General features: G+C 73.1%; 16 protein-coding genes and 1 pseudogene. 6 read left to right on the forward strand and 11 right to left on the reverse strand.

Translation table 11 applies throughout. From position 1 onward, the window contains the following. Positions 1-15: 15 nt before the first annotated feature. The gene (locus ACWG52_RS25145; protein ID WP_389811906.1) at positions 16-792 is read left to right on the forward strand and encodes a sulfite exporter TauE/SafE family protein; all 777 of its coding nucleotides are present in this window, start codon (positions 16-18) and stop codon (positions 790-792) included. Positions 793-808: 16 nt separating this feature from the next. On the opposite strand, the gene ACWG52_RS25150 is transcribed toward ACWG52_RS25145, so the two are convergent. Both ACWG52_RS25150 and ACWG52_RS25155 read right to left on the reverse strand, forming a co-directional pair. Beyond that, on the reverse strand, positions 809-1,465 hold the full coding sequence (locus tag ACWG52_RS25150; RefSeq protein ID WP_389811909.1) for a class F sortase: 657 nt from the start codon (positions 1,463-1,465) through the stop codon (positions 809-811). Between the two features lie 128 nt (positions 1,466-1,593). After that, positions 1,594-2,136 carry a hypothetical protein gene (locus ACWG52_RS25155; RefSeq protein WP_386232428.1) on the reverse strand — a complete coding sequence of 181 codons (543 nt, stop codon included), beginning with the start codon at positions 2,134-2,136 and terminating at the stop codon, positions 1,594-1,596. A gap of 329 nt (positions 2,137-2,465) precedes the next feature. Between ACWG52_RS25155 and ACWG52_RS25160 the strand changes: the two genes are divergently transcribed. Further along, positions 2,466-2,912, forward strand: a complete 447-nt coding sequence (locus tag ACWG52_RS25160) for a gamma-glutamylcyclotransferase family protein (RefSeq protein WP_371587743.1) — start codon at positions 2,466-2,468, stop codon at positions 2,910-2,912. A gap of 80 nt (positions 2,913-2,992) precedes the next feature. Here the strand turns inward: ACWG52_RS25160 and dnaG are convergent, their stop codons facing one another. The 4 genes and pseudogenes from dnaG to ACWG52_RS25180 form a co-directional block, all read right to left on the reverse strand. Beyond that, the gene (gene dnaG / locus ACWG52_RS25165; protein WP_389811913.1) at positions 2,993-4,918 is read right to left on the reverse strand and encodes a DNA primase; all 1,926 of its coding nucleotides are present in this window, start codon (positions 4,916-4,918) and stop codon (positions 2,993-2,995) included. Between the two features lie 34 nt (positions 4,919-4,952). Continuing rightward, on the reverse strand, positions 4,953-6,227 hold the full coding sequence (locus tag ACWG52_RS25170; protein WP_389811916.1) for an NAD(P)/FAD-dependent oxidoreductase: 1,275 nt from the start codon (positions 6,225-6,227) through the stop codon (positions 4,953-4,955). 93 nt (positions 6,228-6,320) lie between these two features. After that, positions 6,321-7,646, reverse strand: a complete 1,326-nt coding sequence (locus ACWG52_RS25175) for a deoxyguanosinetriphosphate triphosphohydrolase (protein ID WP_389811918.1) — start codon at positions 7,644-7,646, stop codon at positions 6,321-6,323. 36 nt (positions 7,647-7,682) lie between these two features. After that, positions 7,683-8,536 (reverse strand): annotated as a pseudogene (locus ACWG52_RS25180) (sirohydrochlorin chelatase). Between the two features lie 205 nt (positions 8,537-8,741). On the opposite strand from ACWG52_RS25180, the gene ACWG52_RS25185 reads away from it, so the two are divergent. The 3 genes from ACWG52_RS25185 to ACWG52_RS25195 all read left to right on the forward strand — a co-directional run bounded on the left by ACWG52_RS25185 (position 8,742) and on the right by ACWG52_RS25195 (position 12,602). Beyond that, positions 8,742-9,467 carry a SanA/YdcF family protein gene (locus ACWG52_RS25185; protein WP_389811921.1) on the forward strand — a complete coding sequence of 242 codons (726 nt, stop codon included), beginning with the start codon at positions 8,742-8,744 and terminating at the stop codon, positions 9,465-9,467. 69 nt (positions 9,468-9,536) lie between these two features. Further along, positions 9,537-10,307 carry a glucose 1-dehydrogenase gene (locus tag ACWG52_RS25190; protein WP_389811924.1) on the forward strand — a complete coding sequence of 257 codons (771 nt, stop codon included), beginning with the start codon at positions 9,537-9,539 and terminating at the stop codon, positions 10,305-10,307. A gap of 183 nt (positions 10,308-10,490) precedes the next feature. Next, positions 10,491-12,602 carry a molybdopterin oxidoreductase family protein gene (locus ACWG52_RS25195; protein WP_389811927.1) on the forward strand — a complete coding sequence of 704 codons (2,112 nt, stop codon included), beginning with the start codon at positions 10,491-10,493 and terminating at the stop codon, positions 12,600-12,602. 75 nt (positions 12,603-12,677) lie between these two features. On the opposite strand, the gene ACWG52_RS25200 is transcribed toward ACWG52_RS25195, so the two are convergent. Continuing rightward, entirely contained in the window at positions 12,678-13,286 is a 609-nt protein-coding gene (locus tag ACWG52_RS25200) for a hypothetical protein (protein WP_389811929.1), read from the reverse strand. A 39-nt stretch (positions 13,287-13,325) separates the two neighbouring features. Here ACWG52_RS25200 and ACWG52_RS25205 point away from each other — a divergent pair, with 39 nt between their 5' ends. Then, positions 13,326-14,492, forward strand: a complete 1,167-nt coding sequence (locus ACWG52_RS25205; RefSeq protein ID WP_389811932.1) for an RNA polymerase sigma factor — start codon at positions 13,326-13,328, stop codon at positions 14,490-14,492. A 74-nt stretch (positions 14,493-14,566) separates the two neighbouring features. On the opposite strand, the gene ACWG52_RS25210 is transcribed toward ACWG52_RS25205, so the two are convergent. From ACWG52_RS25210 to ACWG52_RS25225, 4 genes are all read right to left on the reverse strand, one after another. Further along, the gene (locus ACWG52_RS25210; RefSeq protein WP_453125984.1) at positions 14,567-15,064 is read right to left on the reverse strand and encodes an N-acetyltransferase family protein; all 498 of its coding nucleotides are present in this window, start codon (positions 15,062-15,064) and stop codon (positions 14,567-14,569) included. Positions 15,065-15,156: 92 nt separating this feature from the next. Further along, positions 15,157-17,079: an ABC transporter ATP-binding protein gene (locus ACWG52_RS25215; protein WP_389811937.1), complete on the reverse strand. Its 1,923-nt coding sequence runs from the start codon at positions 17,077-17,079 to the stop codon at positions 15,157-15,159. Continuing rightward, a complete protein-coding gene (locus ACWG52_RS25220; RefSeq protein WP_389811940.1) occupies positions 17,076-18,809 on the reverse strand; it encodes an ABC transporter ATP-binding protein in 1,734 nt (577 codons plus the stop codon). Before ACWG52_RS25220 ends, ACWG52_RS25215 begins: the two co-directional genes overlap by 4 nt. A gap of 147 nt (positions 18,810-18,956) precedes the next feature. Beyond that, positions 18,957-20,420: an FGGY family carbohydrate kinase gene (locus ACWG52_RS25225; RefSeq protein ID WP_389811943.1), complete on the reverse strand. Its 1,464-nt coding sequence runs from the start codon at positions 20,418-20,420 to the stop codon at positions 18,957-18,959. Positions 20,421-20,499: the final 79 nt, after the last annotated feature.

Consider the following 20,499-nt stretch of genomic DNA (forward strand, 5'->3'; position numbering starts at 1 on the left):
CCGTAGGGTCAGGTCGTGCCTGACATATCAACGACCATGATCGTCATCCTGTGCGTGGCGGCGGCCGCCGCAGGCTGGATCGACGCGGTGGTGGGCGGCGGCGGTCTGCTGCTCCTGCCGGCGCTCCTGCTCGGCCTGCCGAACGCCCACCCCGCCACCGTCCTCGGTACCAACAAGGCCGTGGCCATCGTCGGGACCGCCGGGGCGGCCGTCACGTACGCCCGCAAGGCCCCGGTGAACGTGAAACTGGCCGTCCGCATCGGCCTGGCCGCGCTCGCCGGCTCGATGGGCGGCGCCGCGCTCGCGGGCGGCATCAGCAAGGACACCCTCCGCCCGCTGATCATGGTGGTCCTCGTCTTCGTCGCCGCTGTCGTGATCTTCAAGCCCGGCTTCGGCACCGCCCCCTCCACCGCGCCCGTCAGCCGGCAGCGGGTGCTGCTCGCCATCGGGCTCGCGGGCCTGGGCATCGGCTTCTACGACGGCCTCATCGGGCCCGGCACCGGTACCTTCCTGGTGCTCGCCCTCACGGCGCTGCTCCACCTCGACCTGGTCACCGCCTCCGCCACCGCCAAGATCGTGAACTGCTGCACCAACGGCGGGGCGCTCGCGATGTTCGCCTACCAGGGCATGGTGCTGTGGCAGCTGGCCGCGCTGATGGCGGTGTTCAACCTGGCCGGCGGCATGATCGGCGCCGGTATGGCGCTCAAGAAGGGCAGCGGCTTCGTCCGCGGCGTGCTGCTGACGGTGGTGGGCGCGCTGGTGCTCAAGCTCGGCATCGAGCAGTGGGGCTGACCCGCCGGAACAGCTTCTAGTACGTCCCGGTGAGGTGTGCGAAGACCACCACGTTGCCGCGGTAGCCCGTGCGGGGCGAGAAGCCGCCGCCGCAGGTGATCACCCGGAGCTCGGCGCGCGCCGAAGGCCCGTACACGCGGGTGTCGGGGAAGGCCTTGGCGTCGTAGACCTCGACCGCGTGGACCGTGAACACCGCCGTACGGCCGTCCGCGCGCGGGATCTCGATGGAGGCCCCGCGGCGCAGCGCGCCCAGGTCGTAGAAGACCCCCGGCCCGACGGCGTCGTCCACGTGCCCGGCGATGACGGCGGTGCCGGTGGCGCCCGGTGTGGTGCCGTCGCGGTACCAGCCGGCCAGGTCGCGCCGGTCCGGCGGGGGCACTTCCAGGCTGCCGCGCCGATCCAGGCCCAGCCCGGTCAGCGGGGCGTCGACCCGGATGGAGGGGATCCGGATCCGGGCCGGCGGGGAACCGGGGAGCGGGGCGATCCCGGGGCCCACCACGCCGGCGGCGGTCAGTGATTCGGCGGGGGAGGGCAGTGGCGGTCCGACGGGTTCACGCGAACCGCTGGTCACGAGCCAGATGCCGACACAGGCGGCGAGCGCGACGAGTCCGCCGTGGCGGGCGGTGGGGGTGCGGGCGACGCGCCCCCGCGCACCACCGAAATCGCCACCCATGCGTACCCCCTCGGCTTCCGTTTCGGGTGACTGGCCGTCGCCCGGCCCCGCGAACGGGGGGACCTCGCGGGGCGGGCGACGGGGGACGGTACCGGTCGGACCGCGGCCGGAGCCGCGGTGGGCGTCCGTCAGCTCCGCGTGCCGCTCGCCCGGCGACGCAGGAGCCAGGTACCGCCGACGGCGGCAGCGGCCAGTACGGCCGCTCCCGCCGCGATCTTGGCGGGGTCGGTGGTGGTGGTCGTGCCACCGCCCACCCCGGTGTTGACGTGGCCCTGCGGGCCGCGCTCGGTGACGATCAGGTCGCCGGTGGCGAACTTGCCGTTCGCACAGGTCACGCCGATGGCGTAGGTCCCGCCGCGGGTGCCGTGGGCGATCTGGAACTGCCCCACGACCACCTCCTTGTGGGGGCCCGGGACCAGCTTGAACCGGCCGCCGCCCACCGTGGTGGCATCGCCGTCCGCGTGGCTGCCGCTCCCGCAGGCGGTGGTGTTCACGGTCACCGTGGCGCCGGGGGCGGCGGACTTGGGCCACACCTCCAGCGGCGCGAAGTCCCCAGGCGCGAAGCCCACCACGCCGAGTTCGGCGGCGGCGACGGCGCCGGCGACCGGCCCGGTGAACGCGGCGGCGGTCAGCACGGTCGCGGTCAGCAGGTGTGCGGTACGTCGGCGCATGGGGACTCTCCTGAAGACACGGGGTCGTGTTCCCGAGGAAACCCGGCCCGCCCGCCACGCGCCTGCTGATGTCCCGTCAGGTATGCCCCGCGAAGGCCCATCCGCTGTCCGTCCCCGCAGGTCAACGCGGGTGCAACGGCCATCGGGGAGCCCCGCGCCGTCCGGGTGACCGCGGTCGGCCGCGGGCCGGGCCGGCGGGGGCTCCACGGTGGCCGAGGCGCCCGCCGGGAGGACGTGCGCCGGCGGTGCGTACGGTGGTGGGGCGCGGGAGGGCGGGGGCCTTGCGGCCCGGCCCGCGCACCGTCGTGCCAGACCCGAGGGAGGGCCCCGTGACATCGGTCGAACGGCTACCGGACCCAGGCGATCCGCTCCCGTTCTTCGTCTACGGGACCCTGCGCCCGGGCGAGGTCAACCACGATCTCTTCCTGCGCGGCCGCACGGCCTCGGAGGAACCGGCCGTCCTCCCGGACGCGGCGCTCTACGACGGTCCCGGATACCCGTACGCGGTCCACCGCCCCGGCACGGTGGTCGTCGGCGAGCTGATCACGGCGGCGCCGGGTGGCTACGGGCGGCTGCTGGCCGCGCTGGACCAGCTGGAGGAGTACGGGGGCCCGGGCCGGCCGGGGAACATCTACGACCGGATCGCCCGCCCGGTGCTGCGCCCGGACGGCACCACGGTCCGCGCCTGGGTCTACCTGGCGGCCCCGTTGATCGCCCGCGACCTGCGGGAGTCGGGCACGGAGATTCCCGGCGGCGACTGGTTCGGGCGCGGGTGACCGGCGGCCGGTGACCCCCGGCTACGGCCCCCCGGCTACGGGCCCCGCGGCTTCGGTGCCCCGCGGCTACGGACTCGGCGCTACAGCCCCTCGGCGCCGCGGTTGCGCAGCCGTTGGCCGTACTGCTGGAGCACCCACAGCTCCTGCTGGACGGCCGCGTGCTGCTCCGGCGGGGCCTGCGGGCTCAGGCGCGTCATGGTGCCCTGGATCTCCAGGACCCGCCGGTCGACGGCCCGCAGGCGGACCTGGACCAGCTGCACCCCGGCGTAGATCTCGTCGACCGTCTTGGCGTGGATGGCCTCGACCGCCAGCTCCGTGACCATCGCGCGGACGGTGTCGTTCGGCGCGGCCTCGCGGACCCGGGCCAGGTAGTCGTCGGCGGCCTGCGAGGCACCGCCCGCGTCCTGGATCGCCTGGCGGACCGCGGCGTAGGGCGGGGCTGTGAACTCGTCGATCCCGTACGCGTCGAAGGCAGGCGAGACCAGGGCCGGCCGCTGGAGGGCGAGCTTGAGCAGCTCGCGCTCGGTGCGGTGGGCCGGGCTGCGCAGGTTCAGCGCGGGACCCCCGGCCGGCTGGGCGGCCGGCGCCGGGACGTCCTCGTAGGACGCGCGGCCCCGCTGCGGCTTCCCGCCGGGGCGGCCGCCCTGCGGTCCGTCGCCCTGGCCGCGCTCGCGGGCCCAGCGGGCCAGCTGCGCGACCCGCTTGACCACGAACTGCTCGTCGAGGATGCCCAGCATGCCCGCCAGCTGGACCGCCGACTCGTGCTGGATCGAGAGGTCCTTGATGCTCGCCACGACCGGCGCTGCCTCGGCGAGCGCGGCCGCCCGGCCCGCCGGGTTCTCCAGGTTGTGCCGGGACACGATGTGCCGCAGGGCGAACTCGAACAGCGGAGTACGGGCCTCCACCAGGCCGGACACGGCCGCGTCGCCCTGGGCGAGCCTCAGGTCACAGGGGTCCATCCCGCCGGGGGCGATGGTGATCGAGGTCTCCGCGGCGAACTTCTGGTCGTCCTCGAAGGCCCGCAGCGCGGCCTTCTGGCCCGCCGCGTCGCCGTCGAAGGTGAAGATCACCTCGGCGGTGGCGTTGTCCATCAGCAGTCGGCGCAGGATCTTGATGTGGTCCCCGCCGAAGGCGGTGCCACAGGTGGCGATCGCGGTGGTGACCCCGGCCAGGTGGCAGGCCATCACGTCCGTGTAGCCCTCGACGACCACGGCCCGGGAGGTCTTCGCGATCTCCTTCTTCGCCAGGTCGATGCCGTAGAGCACCTGGGACTTCTTGTAGATCGCGGTCTCGGGGGTGTTCAGGTACTTCGGCCCGTTGTCGTCGTCGCGCAGCTTGCGCGCGCCGAAGCCGACCACCTCGCCGCTGATGTCGCGGATGGGCCACATCAGCCGGCCGCGGAAGCGGTCGATCGGCTTGCCGCTGCGGCTGTCCTGGGCGAGCCCGGAGGTGATCAGTTCCTTGTCGGTGAAGCCCTTGCCGCGCAGGAAGCGGGTCAGGTGGTCCCATCCGGCCGGGCTGTACCCCACGCTGAAGTGCGTGGCCGCGGCCTGGTCGAAGCCGCGCTCCGCCAGGAACTTGCGGCCGATCTCCGCCTCGGGGCCGCCCAGCTGGTCGACGTAGAACTGGGCGGCGGCCTTGTGCGCCTCGACCAGTCGGATGCGGTCACCGCGGCCGCTGGTGCCGGCGGTGTAGCCGCCCTCCTCGTACCGCAGGGTGATGCCGGCCAGGCCGGCCAGGCGTTCGACCGCCTCCGAGAAGGAGAGGTGGTCGATCTTCATGACGAAGTCGAGGGTGTCCCCGCCCGCCTGGCAGCCGAAGCAGTGGTAGAGCCCCTTGCTGGGGCTGACCTGGAAGGAAGGGGACTTCTCGTCGTGGAAGGGGCACAGGCCCTTGAGGTTGCCGCCGCCCGCGTTCCGTAGCTGGAGGTACTCGGAGACCACGGCGTCGATCGGGACCGCGTCCCGTACCGCCTTCACGTCGTCGTCGTTGATCCGTCCTGCCACCCGTGAAGTCTACGGCCGGGCGCCGGCAATCCGGTCAGGCCCCCTCGGCCGCCACCAGGGAGTCGAGCGGAACGGACGGGTCCGCCAGCGCCTCGCGGTTGACCGGGGTCTTCGACCTGATCAGGGCCTGGATGTGCTCGGTGACGTCCCACACGTTCACGTTCATCCCGGCCAGGACCCGCCCCTGCGACAGCCAGAAGGCGATGAACTCCCGCTTGCCCACGTCGCCGCGGATCAGCACCTGGTCGTAGCCGCCGGCCGGCGCGTAGCCCGAGTACTCCAGGCCCACGTCGTACTGGTCCGAGAAGAAGTACGGCACGCGGTCGTAGCCGACCTCCTGGCCCAACATCGCCCGTGCGGCGGCCGGGCCGCCGTTCAGCGCGTTGGCCCAGTGCTCGACCCGCAGCCGGGTCCCGAGCACCGGGTGGTGGGCGGCGGCCACGTCCCCGACCGCGTAGACGTCCGGGTCGTTGGTCCGCAGGGAGGAGTCCACCGCGATCCCGCCGCCGTGCTCCCGGTCGACGAGCGCCAGCCCGGCGGTCTCGGCGAGCGCGGTCCGCGGGGCGGCCCCGATCGCGGAGAGCACCGCGTGCGCCGGGTGCTCCTCCCCGTCATCGGTACGGGCGGCCAGCACCATGCCGTCGTGGCCCACGATCTCGGTCAGCCGCGCCCCGAAGTGGAAGCGCACCCCGTGATCGCCGTGCAGGTCCGCGAAGAGCCGGCCGATCTCCGGGCCGAGCACCGCGTGCAGCGGGGTGGCCTCCGGCTCGACGACGGTGACCTCGGCGCCGTAGCCGCGGGCCGCGGCGGCCACCTCCAGCCCGATCCACCCGGCGCCCGCGATGAGCAGGTGCCCGTTGTCCCGGCCGAGCCCGGCCAGTACGCCCTTCAGTCGTTCGGCGTGCGCGAGGCGCCGCAGGTGGTGCACCCCGGCCAGGTCGGTGCCGGGGATGTCCAGGCGGCGCGGCTCGGCGCCGGTGGCCAGCAGCAGCTTGTCGTAGTACAGGACGGTGCCGTCGCCGAGGACCACCTTCTTGGCGTCCCGGTCGAGGTGGACCGCGGGCTGGCCGAGGTGCAGCTCGATGTCGGAGGCCGCGTACCAGGACGGCTCGTGGACGAAGACGCTCTCCCGTTCGTCCTTGCCGGTCAGGTACCCCTTGGACAGCGGGGGGCGTTCGTAGGGATGGTCGCGCTCGTCGCCGATCAGGATCACCCGCCCCGTGAACCCCTCGGACCTCAGCGCTTCGGCCGCCTTTGCCCCGGCGAGCCCTGCGCCGACGATGACGAATGTCCGGTGTGCGTCGACCACCTGATGCCTCCTCATAACCTCTCCGCCACATGCGACCACATGCGAGCGTCCCGCACCGAGCCTGCCGCGTGAAGGGGGAGTGGCTCGATCAACTCACCTTTCGGCGCGTCGGCCGCGCCGGGTGAGGCGTGCGTGAAGGGAACGGGCGGATGCGTCGGTGAGGCACGCGATCTGGTCGATGACCGCCCTTTTCCTGGCCTTGTCGTCCGGGGCCGCGTCGAAGATGGCCCGGAACTGCGGGTCCAGCCCCTCGGGCGCGCGGGCGCTCAGCGCCTCCGCGAGTTCGGCCAGGACGATGCGCTGGTCGGCGCGGATCCGTTCCTGCTCGTCGCGCTGCATCACGTACAGGTCGGCGACCGCCTTGAGCACCGCGCACTCGTTGCGCGCCTCGCGCGGGATCACCAGCTCGGCGCCGTAGCGGGTGAGACGGCCGGATCCGTACGCCTCGCGGGTGGCGCCCTCGGCGGCCAGGCAGAACCGGCCGATCAGCTGGCTCGTGGCGTCCTTCAGCCGGGACTGGGCGAGGGCCGAACCGTCGTACCCGTGCGGCCACCACTCCTGCTCCATCAGACGGTCGAGGGCGGCCCGCAACTCCTCGGGCGCGGTGTCGGCGGGGACGTAGCGGCCGATGGCCACCTGCCAGATCGCCGCGCGGTCGGGCTCGGCGTAGAGCATGTTGGGGTCGAGGTGGCCGGCGTGCAGACCGTCCTCGAAGTCGTGGACGGAGTACGCGACGTCGTCCGCCCAGTCCATGACCTGGGCCTCGAAGCACTTGCGGTCCGCGGGCGCGCCCCGGCGCAGCCACGCGAAGACCGGCAGGTCGTCCTCGTACGCGCCGAACTTGACCGAGTCGGGGTCGGTGGGGTGGTCCCCGCGGGCCCACGGGTACTTGGTGGCCGCGTCCAGGCAGGCCCGGGTGAGGTTGAGGCCGACGCTGACCAGCTCGCCGCTGGTCGGGTCGGGCACGAACCGCTTGGGCTCCAGGCGGGTCAGCAGGCGCAGCGACTGGGCGTTGCCCTCGAAGCCGCCGCAGTCCTTGGCGAATTCGTTGAGTGCCTCCTCGCCGTTGTGGCCGAAGGGTGGGTGGCCCATGTCGTGGGAGAGGCAGGCGGCTTCGACGAGGTCGGGGTCGCAGCCGAGCGCGGCGCCGAGCTCCCGTCCGACCTGGGCGCACTCCAGGGAGTGCGTCAGGCGGGTCCGGGGGCTCGCGTCCCAGTCGTAGGAACGGGTGCCGGGGGTGACGACCTGGGTCTTCCCGGCGAGACGGCGCAGCGCGGCCGAGTGCAACACGCGGGCGCGGTCGCGTTGGAAGGCGGTCCGGCCGGGCCGTTTGTCGGGCTCGGCGGCCCAGCGTTCGGTGTCGGCCGCGTCGTAGAGGTCGCGGTGGTCGTCGGTGAGGGCGTGCGTGGTGCCTTCCATGCAGAGACGGTAACCGGAACAACTGACAAACCTGGATCAGGCGGAGAGGAGTTCCGGCCGGGCCAGGTGGACGGGCCGGGCGAGGGCCTCGTCGTAGCGGTGCAGCACCAGCCGGGCCAGGGCCGGGTGATCGCCCAGCGGGGCGGCGGCGGGGCCGGGCGCCGCCGCGGCGGTCTGGCCGGCGAATCGGCCGGGAGCGGCGAAGTACGAGGCCACGGCGATCCGGTGGTGGCCGCGGGCGGCGAGGGCCCGGACCGCCTCGGGGGCGCTCGGCGCGGCGGCGGAGGCGTAGGCGGGGGTCACCGGGATGCCGCCGAGGCGCTCGGAGAGCAGGGCGGCGGTGCGGCGGGTGTCGGCCGCGGAGTCGGGGTCGCGGGAACCGGCGGCGGCCAGCACGACGGCCGAGCCGGGGGCCGGGGTCCAGCCGGTCTCCAGCAGCCGCTCGTACAGGGCCTCGACGAGCAACGGGTGCGGGCCCAGCGGGGCGGCGACGCGGGTGAGCAGGTGCCCGGCCCGGGCTGCGGCCGCGGGGAGGTCACGCTTGACGTGGTACCCGCGACCGAACAGCAGCGGGACGAGCACGGCCGAGCCGGACAGCTCGCCCAGGGTGTCGTCGAGCAGCGGCGCGGTCAGCTCGATGTGGCCGAGCCGGACGTCGAGCCGGGGGCGGAGTTCGCGGACGCGTTCGAGGAGGGCGCGTGCGGTGTGCAGGGCGCGCGGGTCACGGCTGCCGTGGGCCACGGCGACGAGGGTGGGCTGCATGGGCGGACTCCGGGTCGGCGCAGGCCGCTGAGCTGGGTGCCCAGCTGGCGGGTGATGCGGCCGAGCAGCTCGGCCGTGCTGTCGAAGGGAAGGGCGGGAAACTCGGGAGGGTGCACCGGCTCCGTCATGCATCGATCCTCCGCGCCGGAGGTTGCCGGTGCGTTGCGCGGGGATGACGGGTCTTTGCCGGGTGCTCACAGGGGCGTCGGCGCGGCTGTTCGGGGCGGGCGCGGCCGGCGGCCTACCCGCCGCGGATCGGGTCCGGGTGAACCGCGCGGCCGCGGGACGCGTCCTGACCTGCGGACGAGCAGTCGAGAGACCTGGGGATGGATGATGCGCCGACCACGCCTGCCGCGCCTGCCGCGCCTGCCGAGAGTCGAGTGGAGTCGGGCGGTGGCCGCGCTGCGCAGCGTGCGGAACCGGCGGCGGGCGGTGCAGACCGTCATGGCGGGCTGCGTGCTGGCGCTGCTGCCCTCGGCGTGGATGCACGCGGTGGCCGCCGACCGGTTGCGGACCACGGCCGACGCGCCCGTCGCCGAGGTGGCCGTGGTGTTCGGCGCGGGCCTGTTGGGGAGCCGGCCCACCCCGTACCTCGCCGACCGGCTCGACGCCGCCGCCGAGCTGTACCGCACCGGCAAGGTCAAGGTCGTGCTGGTCACCGGGGACAACAGCCGCACCGAGTACGACGAACCCGACGCGATGCGGAAGTACCTGACCGCGCACGGGGTGCCGGACCGGAAGATCGTCAGTGACTACGCGGGCTTCGACACCTGGGACTCCTGCGTGCGGGCCAAGGAGATCTTCGGCGTGGAGCGGGCCGTGCTGGTGACCCAGGGCTTCCACATCCGCCGGGCCGTCGCCCTGTGCCAGGCGGCGGGCCTGGACTCGTACGGCGTCGGGGTGGCCGACGTGCACGACGCCACCTGGTACTACGGCGAGACCCGCGAGGTCTTCGCGGCGGGCAAGGCGGCGCTGGACGCGGCCTTCAAGCCCGCCCCGCACTTCCTGGGACCGAAGGAGGAGGGGGTGTCGCGGGCCCTGGAGGCTCTGGCAGACTGACGCCGCGCCGACTATGCCGATTAGTCATATGCCGGTTGGTCCGTACGAGAGCGTCAGGGGTGTGGAACCGTGGCTGTTGTGGATCTGAGCGGCAAGGTCGTCGTCATCACCGGTGGAGCCCGCGGCCTCGGCGCCGCGGCCGCACAGGCCGTCGTCGACGGCGGCGGCCGGGTGCTGATCACCGACGTCCTGGAGGCGGAAGGCGCCGAGACGGCCGCGAAGCTCGGCGGCGCGGCGCGCTTCGTCCGGCACGACGTGACGAGCGAGGCCGACTGGCGGGCGGCCCTGGAGTACGCGGTCGCCGAGTTCGGCCGCATCGACGGCCTCGTGAACAACGCGGGCATATCCACCGGCCAGTTCCTGGAGCACGAGAGCGTCGAGCACTTCCGCCAGGTCGTCGAGATCAACCTGGTCGGCGTGTTCATCGGCATCAAGACCGCGATCCCGCTGCTGCGCGCGCACGGCGGCGGGTCCATCGTCAACATCTCCTCCGCCGCCGGACTGACCGGCCTCGCGCTCACCGCCGGGTACGGGGCCTCCAAGTGGGGCGTGCGCGGCCTGTCGAAGATCGGCGCGGTGGAGCTCGCCGAGGCCGGGATCCGCGTCAACTCCGTCCACCCGGGCATGACCCTGACCCCGATGACCGCCCCGATCGGCATCCAGGCGGGCGAGGGCAACTACCCCGGCGCCCCGCTCGGCCGGGTCGGCGTCCCCGAGGAGATCGCCGCGGCGATCTCCTTCCTGCTCTCCGACGCCGCCGGCTACATGACGGGCGCCGAACTCGCCGTCGACGGCGGCTGGACCGCGGGCCTCACGGTGAAGTACCTGACGGGTCAGTGACCCGCCACGCGCCCCCCGGCGGGACGGCCGCATGTGCGCGTGCCGCCGGAGGGACCCCCGGGCCACCGTCCGCCGCGCCGCGCCGGGCCTCACCGCGGCCGTCCGGCGGCGCTGAGGCGCAGCACCCGGACTTGTAACGCGCGGCGGCGGCCGGTGTAACACCGCCGACCCACGCTGGACCGTATGCACACCTCCGACTCCGCCATCGACACGCACTGCCCGTACTGCGCCCTGCAGTGCGGCATGAGGCTCCGCCCCGAGCCGGGCGGTGCCACCGTGGCCGTGGAGGAGCGGACCGACTTCCCCGTCAACCGGGGCGCTCTGTGCGGCAAGGGCCGCACCGCCCCCGCCGTGCTCTCCTCCCGGGTGCGCCTGACCCGGCCGCTCGTCCGCACCCACGCCGGGCGGCTGGAGCCGGCCACCTGGGAGGAGGCTCTCGACGCCGTCGCCGAGGGCCTCGCCCGTACCGGCCGCACCCACGGCCCGGACGCCGTCGGGGTCTTCGGCGGCGGCGGGCTCACCAACGAGAAGGCCTACGCGCTCGGCAAGTTCGCCCGCGTCGCCCTGCGCACCTCGCAGATCGACTACAACGGCCGCTTCTGCATGTCCTCGGCCGCCGCCGCCCACCAGCGGGCCTTCGGCCTCGACCGCGGACTGCCCTTCCCCCTGGCGGACATCCCGCGCACCGGCTGCGTGATCCTCGTCGGCTCGAACCTGGCCGAGACCATGCCGCCCGCCCTGCGCTACCTCACCGAACTCAAGGCGGCCGGCGGCACCCTGATCGTCATCGACCCGCGCCGCACCCGCACCGCCGAACAGGCCGACCTGCACCTCGCCCCGCGCCCCGGCACCGACCTCGCCCTCGCGCTCGGCCTGCTGCACCTGATCGTCGCGGAAGGCCGGGTCGACGCGGAGTTCATCGCCGCCCGCACCACCGGCTGGGAGGAGACCAGGGCCGCCGCCATGGCCCACTGGCCGGAACTGGTCGAGCGCATCACCGGGATACCGGTCCCCAGGCTCCGCGAGGCCGTCGCCCTGTTCTGCGCCCCGGAATCCGCCATGGTCCTCACCGCCCGTGGCCCCGAGCAGCAGTCCAAGGGCACCGACACCGTCGGCGCCTGGATCAACCTGTGCCTGGCCACCGGCCGGGCCGGCCGCCCGCTGTCCGGCTACGGCTGCCTCACCGGGCAGGGCAACGGCCAGGGCGGCCGCGAGCACGGCCAGAAGGCCGACCAGCTCCCCGGCTACCGCAAGCTCACCGACCCGGCGGCCCGCGCCCACGTCGCCGAGGTCTGGGGCGTCGACCCCGACAGCCTCCCCGGCCCGGGCCGCAGCGCCTACGAACTCCTCGACGCCCTCGGCACGGACGTGAAGGCCCTGCTCCTGATGGGCTCGAACCCGGTGGTGTCCGCCCCCCGCGCCGCGCACATCGAGGACCGCATCCGCTCCTTGGACTTCCTCGCCGTGGCCGACGTCGTCCTCTCCGAGACCGCCGCCCTCGCGGACGTGGTACTCCCCGTCACCCAGTGGGCGGAGGAGACCGGCACCACCACCAACCTGGAGGGCCGCGTCCTGCTCCGCCGTCGGGCGATCACCCCGCCGCCGGGGGTCCGCGGCGACCTGGACGTGCTGCACGGACTCGCCGCCCGCCTCGGCGTCGAGAAGGGCTTCCCCACCGAGCCGGAGGAGGTCTTCGAGGAGCTGCGCCGCGCCTCGGCCGGCGGCCCCGCCGACTACTCGGGCATCACCTACGCCCGCATCGAGGCCGAACAGGGCGTCTTCTGGCCCTGCCCCCAAGGCCCCGAAGCCCCCGAAGGCCCCGGCGGATCCGAGGGCTCGCCGGGCACCGAGCGCCTCTTCCTGGACCGCTTCGCCACCGACGACGGGCGGGCCCGCTTCGTCCCCGTCTCCCACCGCGACGCCGCCGAGGTCCCCGACGCGGACTACCCACTGCTCCTCACCACCGGCCGGGTGATCGCCCAGTACCAGTCCGGGGCCCAGACCCGCCGGGTCGACGAGCTCAACGCGGCCGCCCCCGGCCCCTTCGTGGAACTCCACCCGCGCCTCGCCGCCCGGATCGGCGCGGTCGAGGGCGGCCCGCTCGCCGTGACCTCCCGCCGCGGCCGGGTCGTCGCCCCGGCCCGCATCACCGACACCATCCGGGCGGACACGGTCTTCATGCCCTTCCACTGGCCGGGCGAGGGCCGCGCCAACACCCTGACCAACCCGGCCCTGGACCCCACGTCCCGGATGCCGGAGTTCAAGGTCTGCGCGGTCCGCGTCGAGCCCGCCTGATCAGGCGCCGTCCGCGAAGGTCGATCCGGCGCGGCCACCGCTCCTCCCCGGCCGCGTCCCGCGCGTGCGTCCCGCTCACGCCGTGGCCTCCTGCTCGATCCAGCCGTCGTCCACCGACAGGTCACTGTCGTAGAGCACGAACTCCCTTTTCCCCGTGCCCATTTCGTACCCGGCCGAGGCGAGCTCCCGGATCAGCGCGTCGAAGGCGTCACCCGCGCCGGCCGCGCCCGCGGCGCCGCGCCACCGCTGCGTCACGAACCGCACCTGCCAGCCCCCGCCCCCGACCCGCCGCGCGTTCGACGACAGGTGTGCCCCGTGCGGGACCACCAGGGCTTCCAGCGCCGGGCGGTCGAAGTCCATGGGCAGCAGCACCGGGATGTGGTGCTCGAAGTAGCCGCCGCCCGGGCCGGGGGCGTCCGTGGTCCAGGGGACCGTCTCCACCTTGACCCGGACCGGGTCGAAGCCGTCCGCCCGCAGTTGCGGCACCAGCCGCTCGTGACACGTGCGGTCCGGCACGGTCAGCATGGGCTGCGACACCATCCGCCCCCGCGCCGGCTCGATGTGGGTCACCTTCAACTCCCGCGCGGCGGCCCAGGCGTCGAGCCGCGCCAGCTCGGCCGCGTCCGCGCAGCGCACCGTCACGTGGGTCTCGTACTCATGCATGGAGTCGATCATCTCGGACATGCGTCCGATCCGCATCGGGGTTCCCGCCGGGGGGTAACCATGCGGTCACGCACCGGACTCAGAAAGTGCTCGCACGCCCCTCGTGGCCGCGATGTGTCGTACCCCACACTGAGGTGCGGTGCCCCCGTCCTCGGAGCCCTGGAGGTCGCCCCCGTGCAGACCCGGACCCTGACCGTGAACGTGAGCGAGTCCTCGGAGGCCAAGGCCGTGGACGAAGAGCCCGAGGTACTGGAGCTGATCGAGCCGGTGCCCGTGCAGCGCAGGCGCAGCAGCGGCGACAGCGGAGGCGGAGCGGGCCCGTCCGCCGATCTGTTCCGGCAGTACCTCCGCGAGATAGGCAGGATCCCGCTGCTCACCGCCGCCGAGGAGGTGGACCTCGCGCGACGCGTCGAAGCCGGCCTGTTCGCCGAGGAGAAGCTCGGCAACACCCCCGACCTCGACTCCCAGCTCGCCCTCGACCTCGACAAGCTCGTCGTCATGGGGCGGATGGCCAAGCGCCGGCTCATCGAGTCGAACCTTCGACTCGTCGTCTCCGTCGCCAAGCGGTACGTGGGTCGCGGGCTCACGATGCTCGACCTCGTGCAGGAGGGGAACCTCGGGCTGATCCGGGCCGTCGAGAAGTTCGACTACGCCCGCGGCTACAAGTTCTCCACCTATGCCACCTGGTGGATCCGGCAGGCGATGTCCCGGGCCCTCGCCGACCAGGCCCGGACCATCCGCGTGCCCGTCCACGTCGTCGAACTGATTAACCGGGTCGTCCGCGTGCAGCGCCGGATGCTCCAGGAGCGCGGGTACGAGCCGACGGCCGAAGAGGTGGCCGTCCAGCTGGAGTTGACCCCGGAGCGGGTCCTGGAGGTGCTCCGCCTCGCCCAGGAGCCGGTCTCCCTGCACGCCCCGGTGGGGGAGGAGGACGACGTCGCGCTCGGCGACCTCATCGAGGACGGGGACGCCGCCTCACCCGTGGAGTCGGCCGCCTTCTTCCTGCTGCGCGAGCACCTGGAAGCCGTCCTCTCCACCCTCGGCGAGCGCGAGCGCAAGGTCGTGCAGCTGCGGTACGGCCTCGCCGACGGGCGGCCCCGCACCCTGGAGGAGATCGGACGGATCTTCGGCGTGACGCGTGAGCGGATCCGCCAGATCGAGTCCAAGACCCTCAACAAACTGCGCGACCACGCTTTCGCGGACCAGCTCCGCGGGTACCTGGACTGACGGACCACCGGAAAAGGGGGCGCCCCGCCAGGCGCCCCCGCTCCGCCGCCCCGACGGCCCCGCTCCGCGGGCTTCTAGGCGTCGGTCAGCGGCCGGCTCATCCAGACGTCGTCGACGTACGCCCCGTCCAGCAGGAACTCCTCCGGCAGGACCCCGACCACCTCGAAGCCGCAGCGACGGTAGAGCTGCCGCGCCGGGTGGTTGTGGCCGAGCACGCGCAAGGTCATCCGGCGGGCACCGTCGGCCCGGGCGGCGGCGCAGACGGCCTCGACGAGGGCCACCGCGACCCCGCTGCCGCGGGCGGACTCGCGGACGGCCAGTCCCTGGATGTGCCGGACGTGCCGATTGGACGCGAGGGGACTGGCCGGGGCCTGGGCGATGTACCCGACGACGTGCCGGTCGCGTTCCGCGACGAGGAACCTCTCCACGGGATGCCGCTCGTCGAAGAGGACCGCGTCCGCCGGGCGCTCGGGGCCGGGTTCGCTCGCGCGCGACCACACCGACCGCAGCACGTCCAAGATCTCGCGTTCGTCCTCCGCCCGCGCGGGGCGTATCACCACGTCCGATGCCATGCCGTCATGCTATCGACGGCGCAGGGGCACCCGCGTACGTGTCCCGTACCCGAGTGCCCCTGCGCCCTGCGACGTCCGAAGGAAGGGACGTCCTAGTCGACCTCGGCCACCGCCTGCGCGAACTGCGCCGCGTACAGCCGGGCGTACGCGCCGCCCGAGGCCAACAGCTCCTCGTGCGTGCCCTGTTCCACGATCGATCCGCTCTCCATCACCAGGATCACGTCCGCGTCGCGGATCGTGGACAGCCGGTGCGCGATCACGAAGGACGTACGGCCGCGCGCGAGACGGGCCATCGCCTTCTGGATCAGCACCTCGGTGCGGGTGTCCACCGAGCTCGTCGCCTCGTCGAGCACCAGGATCACCGGCTCCGACAGGAACGCCCGGGCGATGGTGATCAGCTGCTTCTCGCCCGCGCTGACGCCCGCGCCCTCGTCGTCCAGCACGGTGTCGTACCCGTCCGGCAGGGTGCGGATGAACCGGTCCGCGTGAGCGGCCCGCGCCGCCTCCTCGACCTCGGCGCGCGTGACCTCGCGCGAGGCGCCGTAGGCGATGTTCTCCGCGATGGTGCCGCCGAACAACCAGGTGTCCTGGAGCACCATGCCGATGCCGTCGCGCAGTTCCTCACGGGTCATCTTCGCGATGTCCACCCCGTCGAGGGCGATCTCCCCGCCCGTGACCTCGTAGAACCGCATCAGCAGATTGACCAGCGTGGTCTTGCCCGCGCCCGTCGGGCCGACGATCGCGACCGTGTGACCCGGCTCGACCGTGAGCGAGAGGTTCTCGATCAGCGGCTTGTCGGGCTCGTAGCGGAAGGCCACCTTGTCGAAGGTGACCTGGCCGAGCCGCTCCTCCGGACGCTCCGGAACCACGGCGTCCGGCTCCTGCTCCGGCGCGTCCAGCAGCTCGTACACCCGCTCCGCCGAGGCGACACCGGACTGCACGAGGTTCGCCATCGAGGCGACCTGCGTCAGCGGCATCGAGAACTGCCGCGAGTACTGGATGAAGGCCTGCACGTCACCGATCGACAGGGTGCCGGAGGCGACCCGGAGCCCGCCGACGACGGCTATCAGCACGTAGTTGATGTTCGAGATGAAGAACATCACCGGCTGCATGATGCCGCTGACCAGCTGCGCCTTGAAGGAGGCCCGGTACAGCGCCTCGTTCTGCTCGGCGAAGACGGCCGCGGACTCCCGCTGCCGGCCGAAGACCTTGACCAGGCCGTGGCCCGAGTACATCTCCTCGATGTGGGCGTTGAGCGCGCCGGTCGCCTTCCACTGCGCCACGAACTGCGGCTGCGACTTCTTGCCGATCTTCGCGGCGACGAAGACCGACAGCGGTACGGTCACCAGCGCGACCAGCGCCAGCAGCGGCGAGATCCAGAACATCATCACGAGCACACCGACGATGGTCAGCAGCGAGTTCAGCAGCTGACCCATCGTCTGCTGCAGCGTCTGGCCGATGTTGTCGATGTCGTTCGTGGCCCGGCTGAGGACCTCGCCGCGCTTCTGCTGGTCGAAGTACGACAGCGGCAGCCGCGACAGCTTCGCCTGGAGCTCCTCGCGCATCCGGTAGACGGTGCCGTTCATGACGTGGTTCGACAGCCTCGTCGCGACCAGCATCAGCAGGCCGGCCAGGGTGAAGACCACCAGCGCCCAGATCGCGACGACCCCGACGGCGCCGAAGTCGATGCCCTGCCCCGGGGTGAAGTCGGTACCGGCGAGCATGTCCGCCATACCGTCCTGGCCCCGGGCGCGCAGGCCGTCCAGCGCCTGCTGCTTGGTGGTCCCGGCCGGCATCTCACGGCCGACGATCCCCGCGAACACCAGGTCGGTGGCCTCACCGAGGATCTTCGGGCCGACCACCGCGCAGCCGACACTGCCGACGACGGCCGCGACCATGCCCCAGATCTTGGCCCGGTCGTGCGCGAGCTGCCGCAGCAGCCGCTTGCCCGAGCCCTTGAAGTCCATGGACCGCTGGGCCGGCCCCATCATCATCCGTCCTCCGGGCCCGCTCATGCGGCCTCCGCCTCCGTCAGCTGGGAGAGCACGATCTCCCGGTAGGTCTCGTTGTCGGCCATCAGCTCGTGATGGCGTCCCTCACCCACGACCTGGCCCTCGTCCAGGACGATGATCCGGTCCGCGTCCCGGATCGTGGAGACCCGCTGGGCGACGATGACCACGGTCGCGTCCTCCGTCTCGCGGGCGAGCGCCGCGCGCAGCGCCGCGTCCGTCGCGTAGTCCAGGGCCGAGAAGGAGTCGTCGAAGAGGTAGATCTCCGGGCGCTGCACGAGCGTGCGGGCGATGGCCAGACGCTGGCGCTGGCCGCCGGAGACATTGGTGCCGCCCTGGCTGACCGGGGCGTCCAGGCCACCCTCCAGCGCGGAGACGAATTCCCTGGCCTGGGCCACCTCCAGCGCCTGCCAGAGTTCCTCGTCGCTCGCGTCCGGACGGCCGTAGCGCAGATTGGAGGCGATGGTCCCGGAAAACAGGTACGGCTTCTGCGGCACCATGCCGACCGTCCTGGCCAGCAGGTCCGGGTCGAGTGCGCGGACGTCCTCCCCGTCGACGAGGACCTCGCCGCCGGTCGCGTCGAAGAGCCGCGGGACCAGGCCCAGCAGCGTGGACTTGCCGCTTCCGGTGGAGCCGATCACCGCCGTGGTCTCGCCGGGGCGGGCCACCAGGTCCACCCCGCGCAGCACCGGGGCCTCGGCGCCCGGGTAGCGGAAGTCGGCGCCGCGCAGCTCCAGGCGGCCACGGCGGGCGAGTTCGCGCACCGGGTCCTTGGGCGGGACCACGCTGGACTCGGTGTCCAGGACCTCCTGGATGCGCTCGCCGCAGACCTCGGCGCGCGGCACCATCATGAACATGAAGGTGGCCATCATCACGGCCATGACGATCTGCATCAGGTAGGCGAGGAAGGCCGTCAGCTGGCCGATCTCCATGCCGCCGCTGTCGACGCGCATCGCGCCGAACCAGATGACGGCGACGCTGGAGATGTTCACGACCACGATCACCGTCGGGAACATGAGGGCCAGCAGCTTGCCCGCGGCCAGCGAGACCCCGGTCAGGTCGGCGTTGGCCTCCCGGAAGCGGTCCTTCTCGTAGTCGTCGCGGACGAAGGCACGGATCACCCGGTTACCGGTGATCTGCTCCCGCAGGACCCGGTTCACGGTGTCCAGGCGCACCTGCATCCGACGGAACAGCGGCCGCGTGCGGAAGACGATCGCGCCGACGGCGATCCCGAGCACCGGGACCACGGCGAGCAGGACCCCCGACAGCTTCACGTCGAGCGAGAGCGCCATGGCGATACCGCCGACGCACATGATCGGCGCCGAGACCATCAGCGTGAAGGTCATCAGCACCAGCATCTGGACCTGCTGGACGTCGTTCGTCGTACGGGTGATCAGCGACGGGGCGCCGAACTGGCCCAGTTCCCGCGCCGAGAAGCTCTGCACGCGGTCGAAGATCGCGGCGCGCAGGTCCCGGCCGAAGGCCGCGGCCGTACGGGCGCCGTAGTAGACGGCGCCGACGTTGCAGACGAGCTGGACGAGGGAGACACCGAGCATCAGCGCGCCGAAGCGCAGGATGTAGCCGGTGTCGCCGTTGACGACACCGTTGTCGATGATGTCGGCGTTGAGTGTGGGCAGGTAGAGGCTGGCGCTGGTCTGCAGCAGTTGCAGCAGGACCAGCACCGCGATGGGTTTCCGATACGGAACCAGATGGGTCCGCAGAAGTCGTATGAGCACGCGCAGGCTCCGGTCGGCACGATCGAGGGGTTCAACCCATCTTGGGCCAACCGGACCTGTGATCCCCACCGGATTTCGCAAAGGCCGGTCAAAAGGACCAGCCCGCCCCGACCATCGCCCTAGGGACGGGCACCCGGGGACGGAAGCCTAGGAACGGGCCCCCTGGAACGCCCCGGGGTGGATCTGCTCGCGCGTGGCGATGTACTGCTGGCGTACCCCCTGCCACGCCGCGAATTCCTCGCCCGGCTCGAAGACCTGCGCCGACGGGGCCGGCCAGACCGGCGGGGTGTGCGGGGCCAGCGTGCCCTGCGCCACACCGAGCGCCCAGGCGGCCTGGCGCGCCGCGCCCAGCGCCGCGTAGTCGGCCGGCGCCGGTACGACGACCTGCGTGCCGAACAGCCCGGGAGCCGCGGCCTGCACGGCGGGCAGCTCGGCCGCCGCGCCCAGCAGGAACACCCGGCGGATCTCGACCCCGCGCGAGCGCAGCACGTCCAGCGCGTCCACCAGCCCGCACAGCATGCCCTCGAAGGCGGCCCGGGCCAGGTGCTCCGGCTTCATCGAGTCCCGGCGCAGTCCGGACAGGGTGCCGGCGGCGTGCGGCAGGTTCGGGGTCCGCTCACCCTCCAGGTACGGCAGGAGTACGAGGCCGTGCGCGCCCGGCGTCGACTTCAGCGCGAGCTCGGACAGCCCCTCCAGATCGGTGCCGAGCAGTTCGGCGGTGCCGCGCAGGGCCCGTACGGCGTTGGAGGTGTTCACGACGGGCAGGTGCATGCCGCCGGCGTCGGCCAGCGAGGTGACCAGCCCGCCCGGCTCCGACACCGCCTCGTGGTGCACCGCCATCACCGAACCGGAGGCGCCGAGCGAGACCACCGCGTCGCCGGGGCCCAGCCCCAGCCCGAGCGCGGCGGCCATCGTCTCGCCGGTGCCGGCCGATATCAGGAGCCCCTCGGGCGTGGTCCCGGCGGCGTCGGCCGGGCCGAGCACCTCGGGCAGCAGCGCCCGGTGCCCCAGCGCCAGCTCGACCAGGTCGGGGCGCCAGGTCCCGGTGGCGGCCGACCAGTACCCGGTGCCGGAGGCGCCGCCGCGGTCGGTGGTCCGCCGGGCGGGGCGGCCCAGCAGCTGCCAGACGAGCCAGTCGTGCGGGGACATCAGCACGGCGATCCGGCGGGCGGCCTCGGGTTCGTTGCGGGCCAGCCAGGCCAGCTTCGCGACCGGCTGGGCGGCGTGCGGGACCGAGCCCACCGCCTCGACCCAGCGGTGCCGGCCGCCGAAGGCGTCGATGAGGTCGGCGGCGGCGACCTGGCCGCGCTTGTCGTTGCCGACGAGGGCGGGACGGACCAGGGCGCCCTGCGGGTCCAGCGGCAGCAGGCCGTGCTGCTGCGCGGAGACCCCTATGGCCTGGACCCCTTCGAGGAGTCCGCCGCCGGCGGCCTCGCCGAGCGAGAGCAGCCAGGCCTGCGGGTCGGTCTCGTGCGGATTCGAGCCGTCCGGTTCACCCGTGGGCTGTGGATGGGGTGCGTACCCCTGGCGCAGCACGGCGCCGGTCTCGGTGTCACAGACGACGATGCGTGTGAACGCGGAAGAGCTGTCCAGCCCGGCGACTATCCCCATGCGGTGAATTCTGCCGCACGCGAGGCCGGACGCGACCGGTCCGGAGCCCCCGGAACCTCATGGATCCCGTGGGCCCCAG

The organism is Streptomyces sp. CLCI03 (assembly GCF_053615355.1).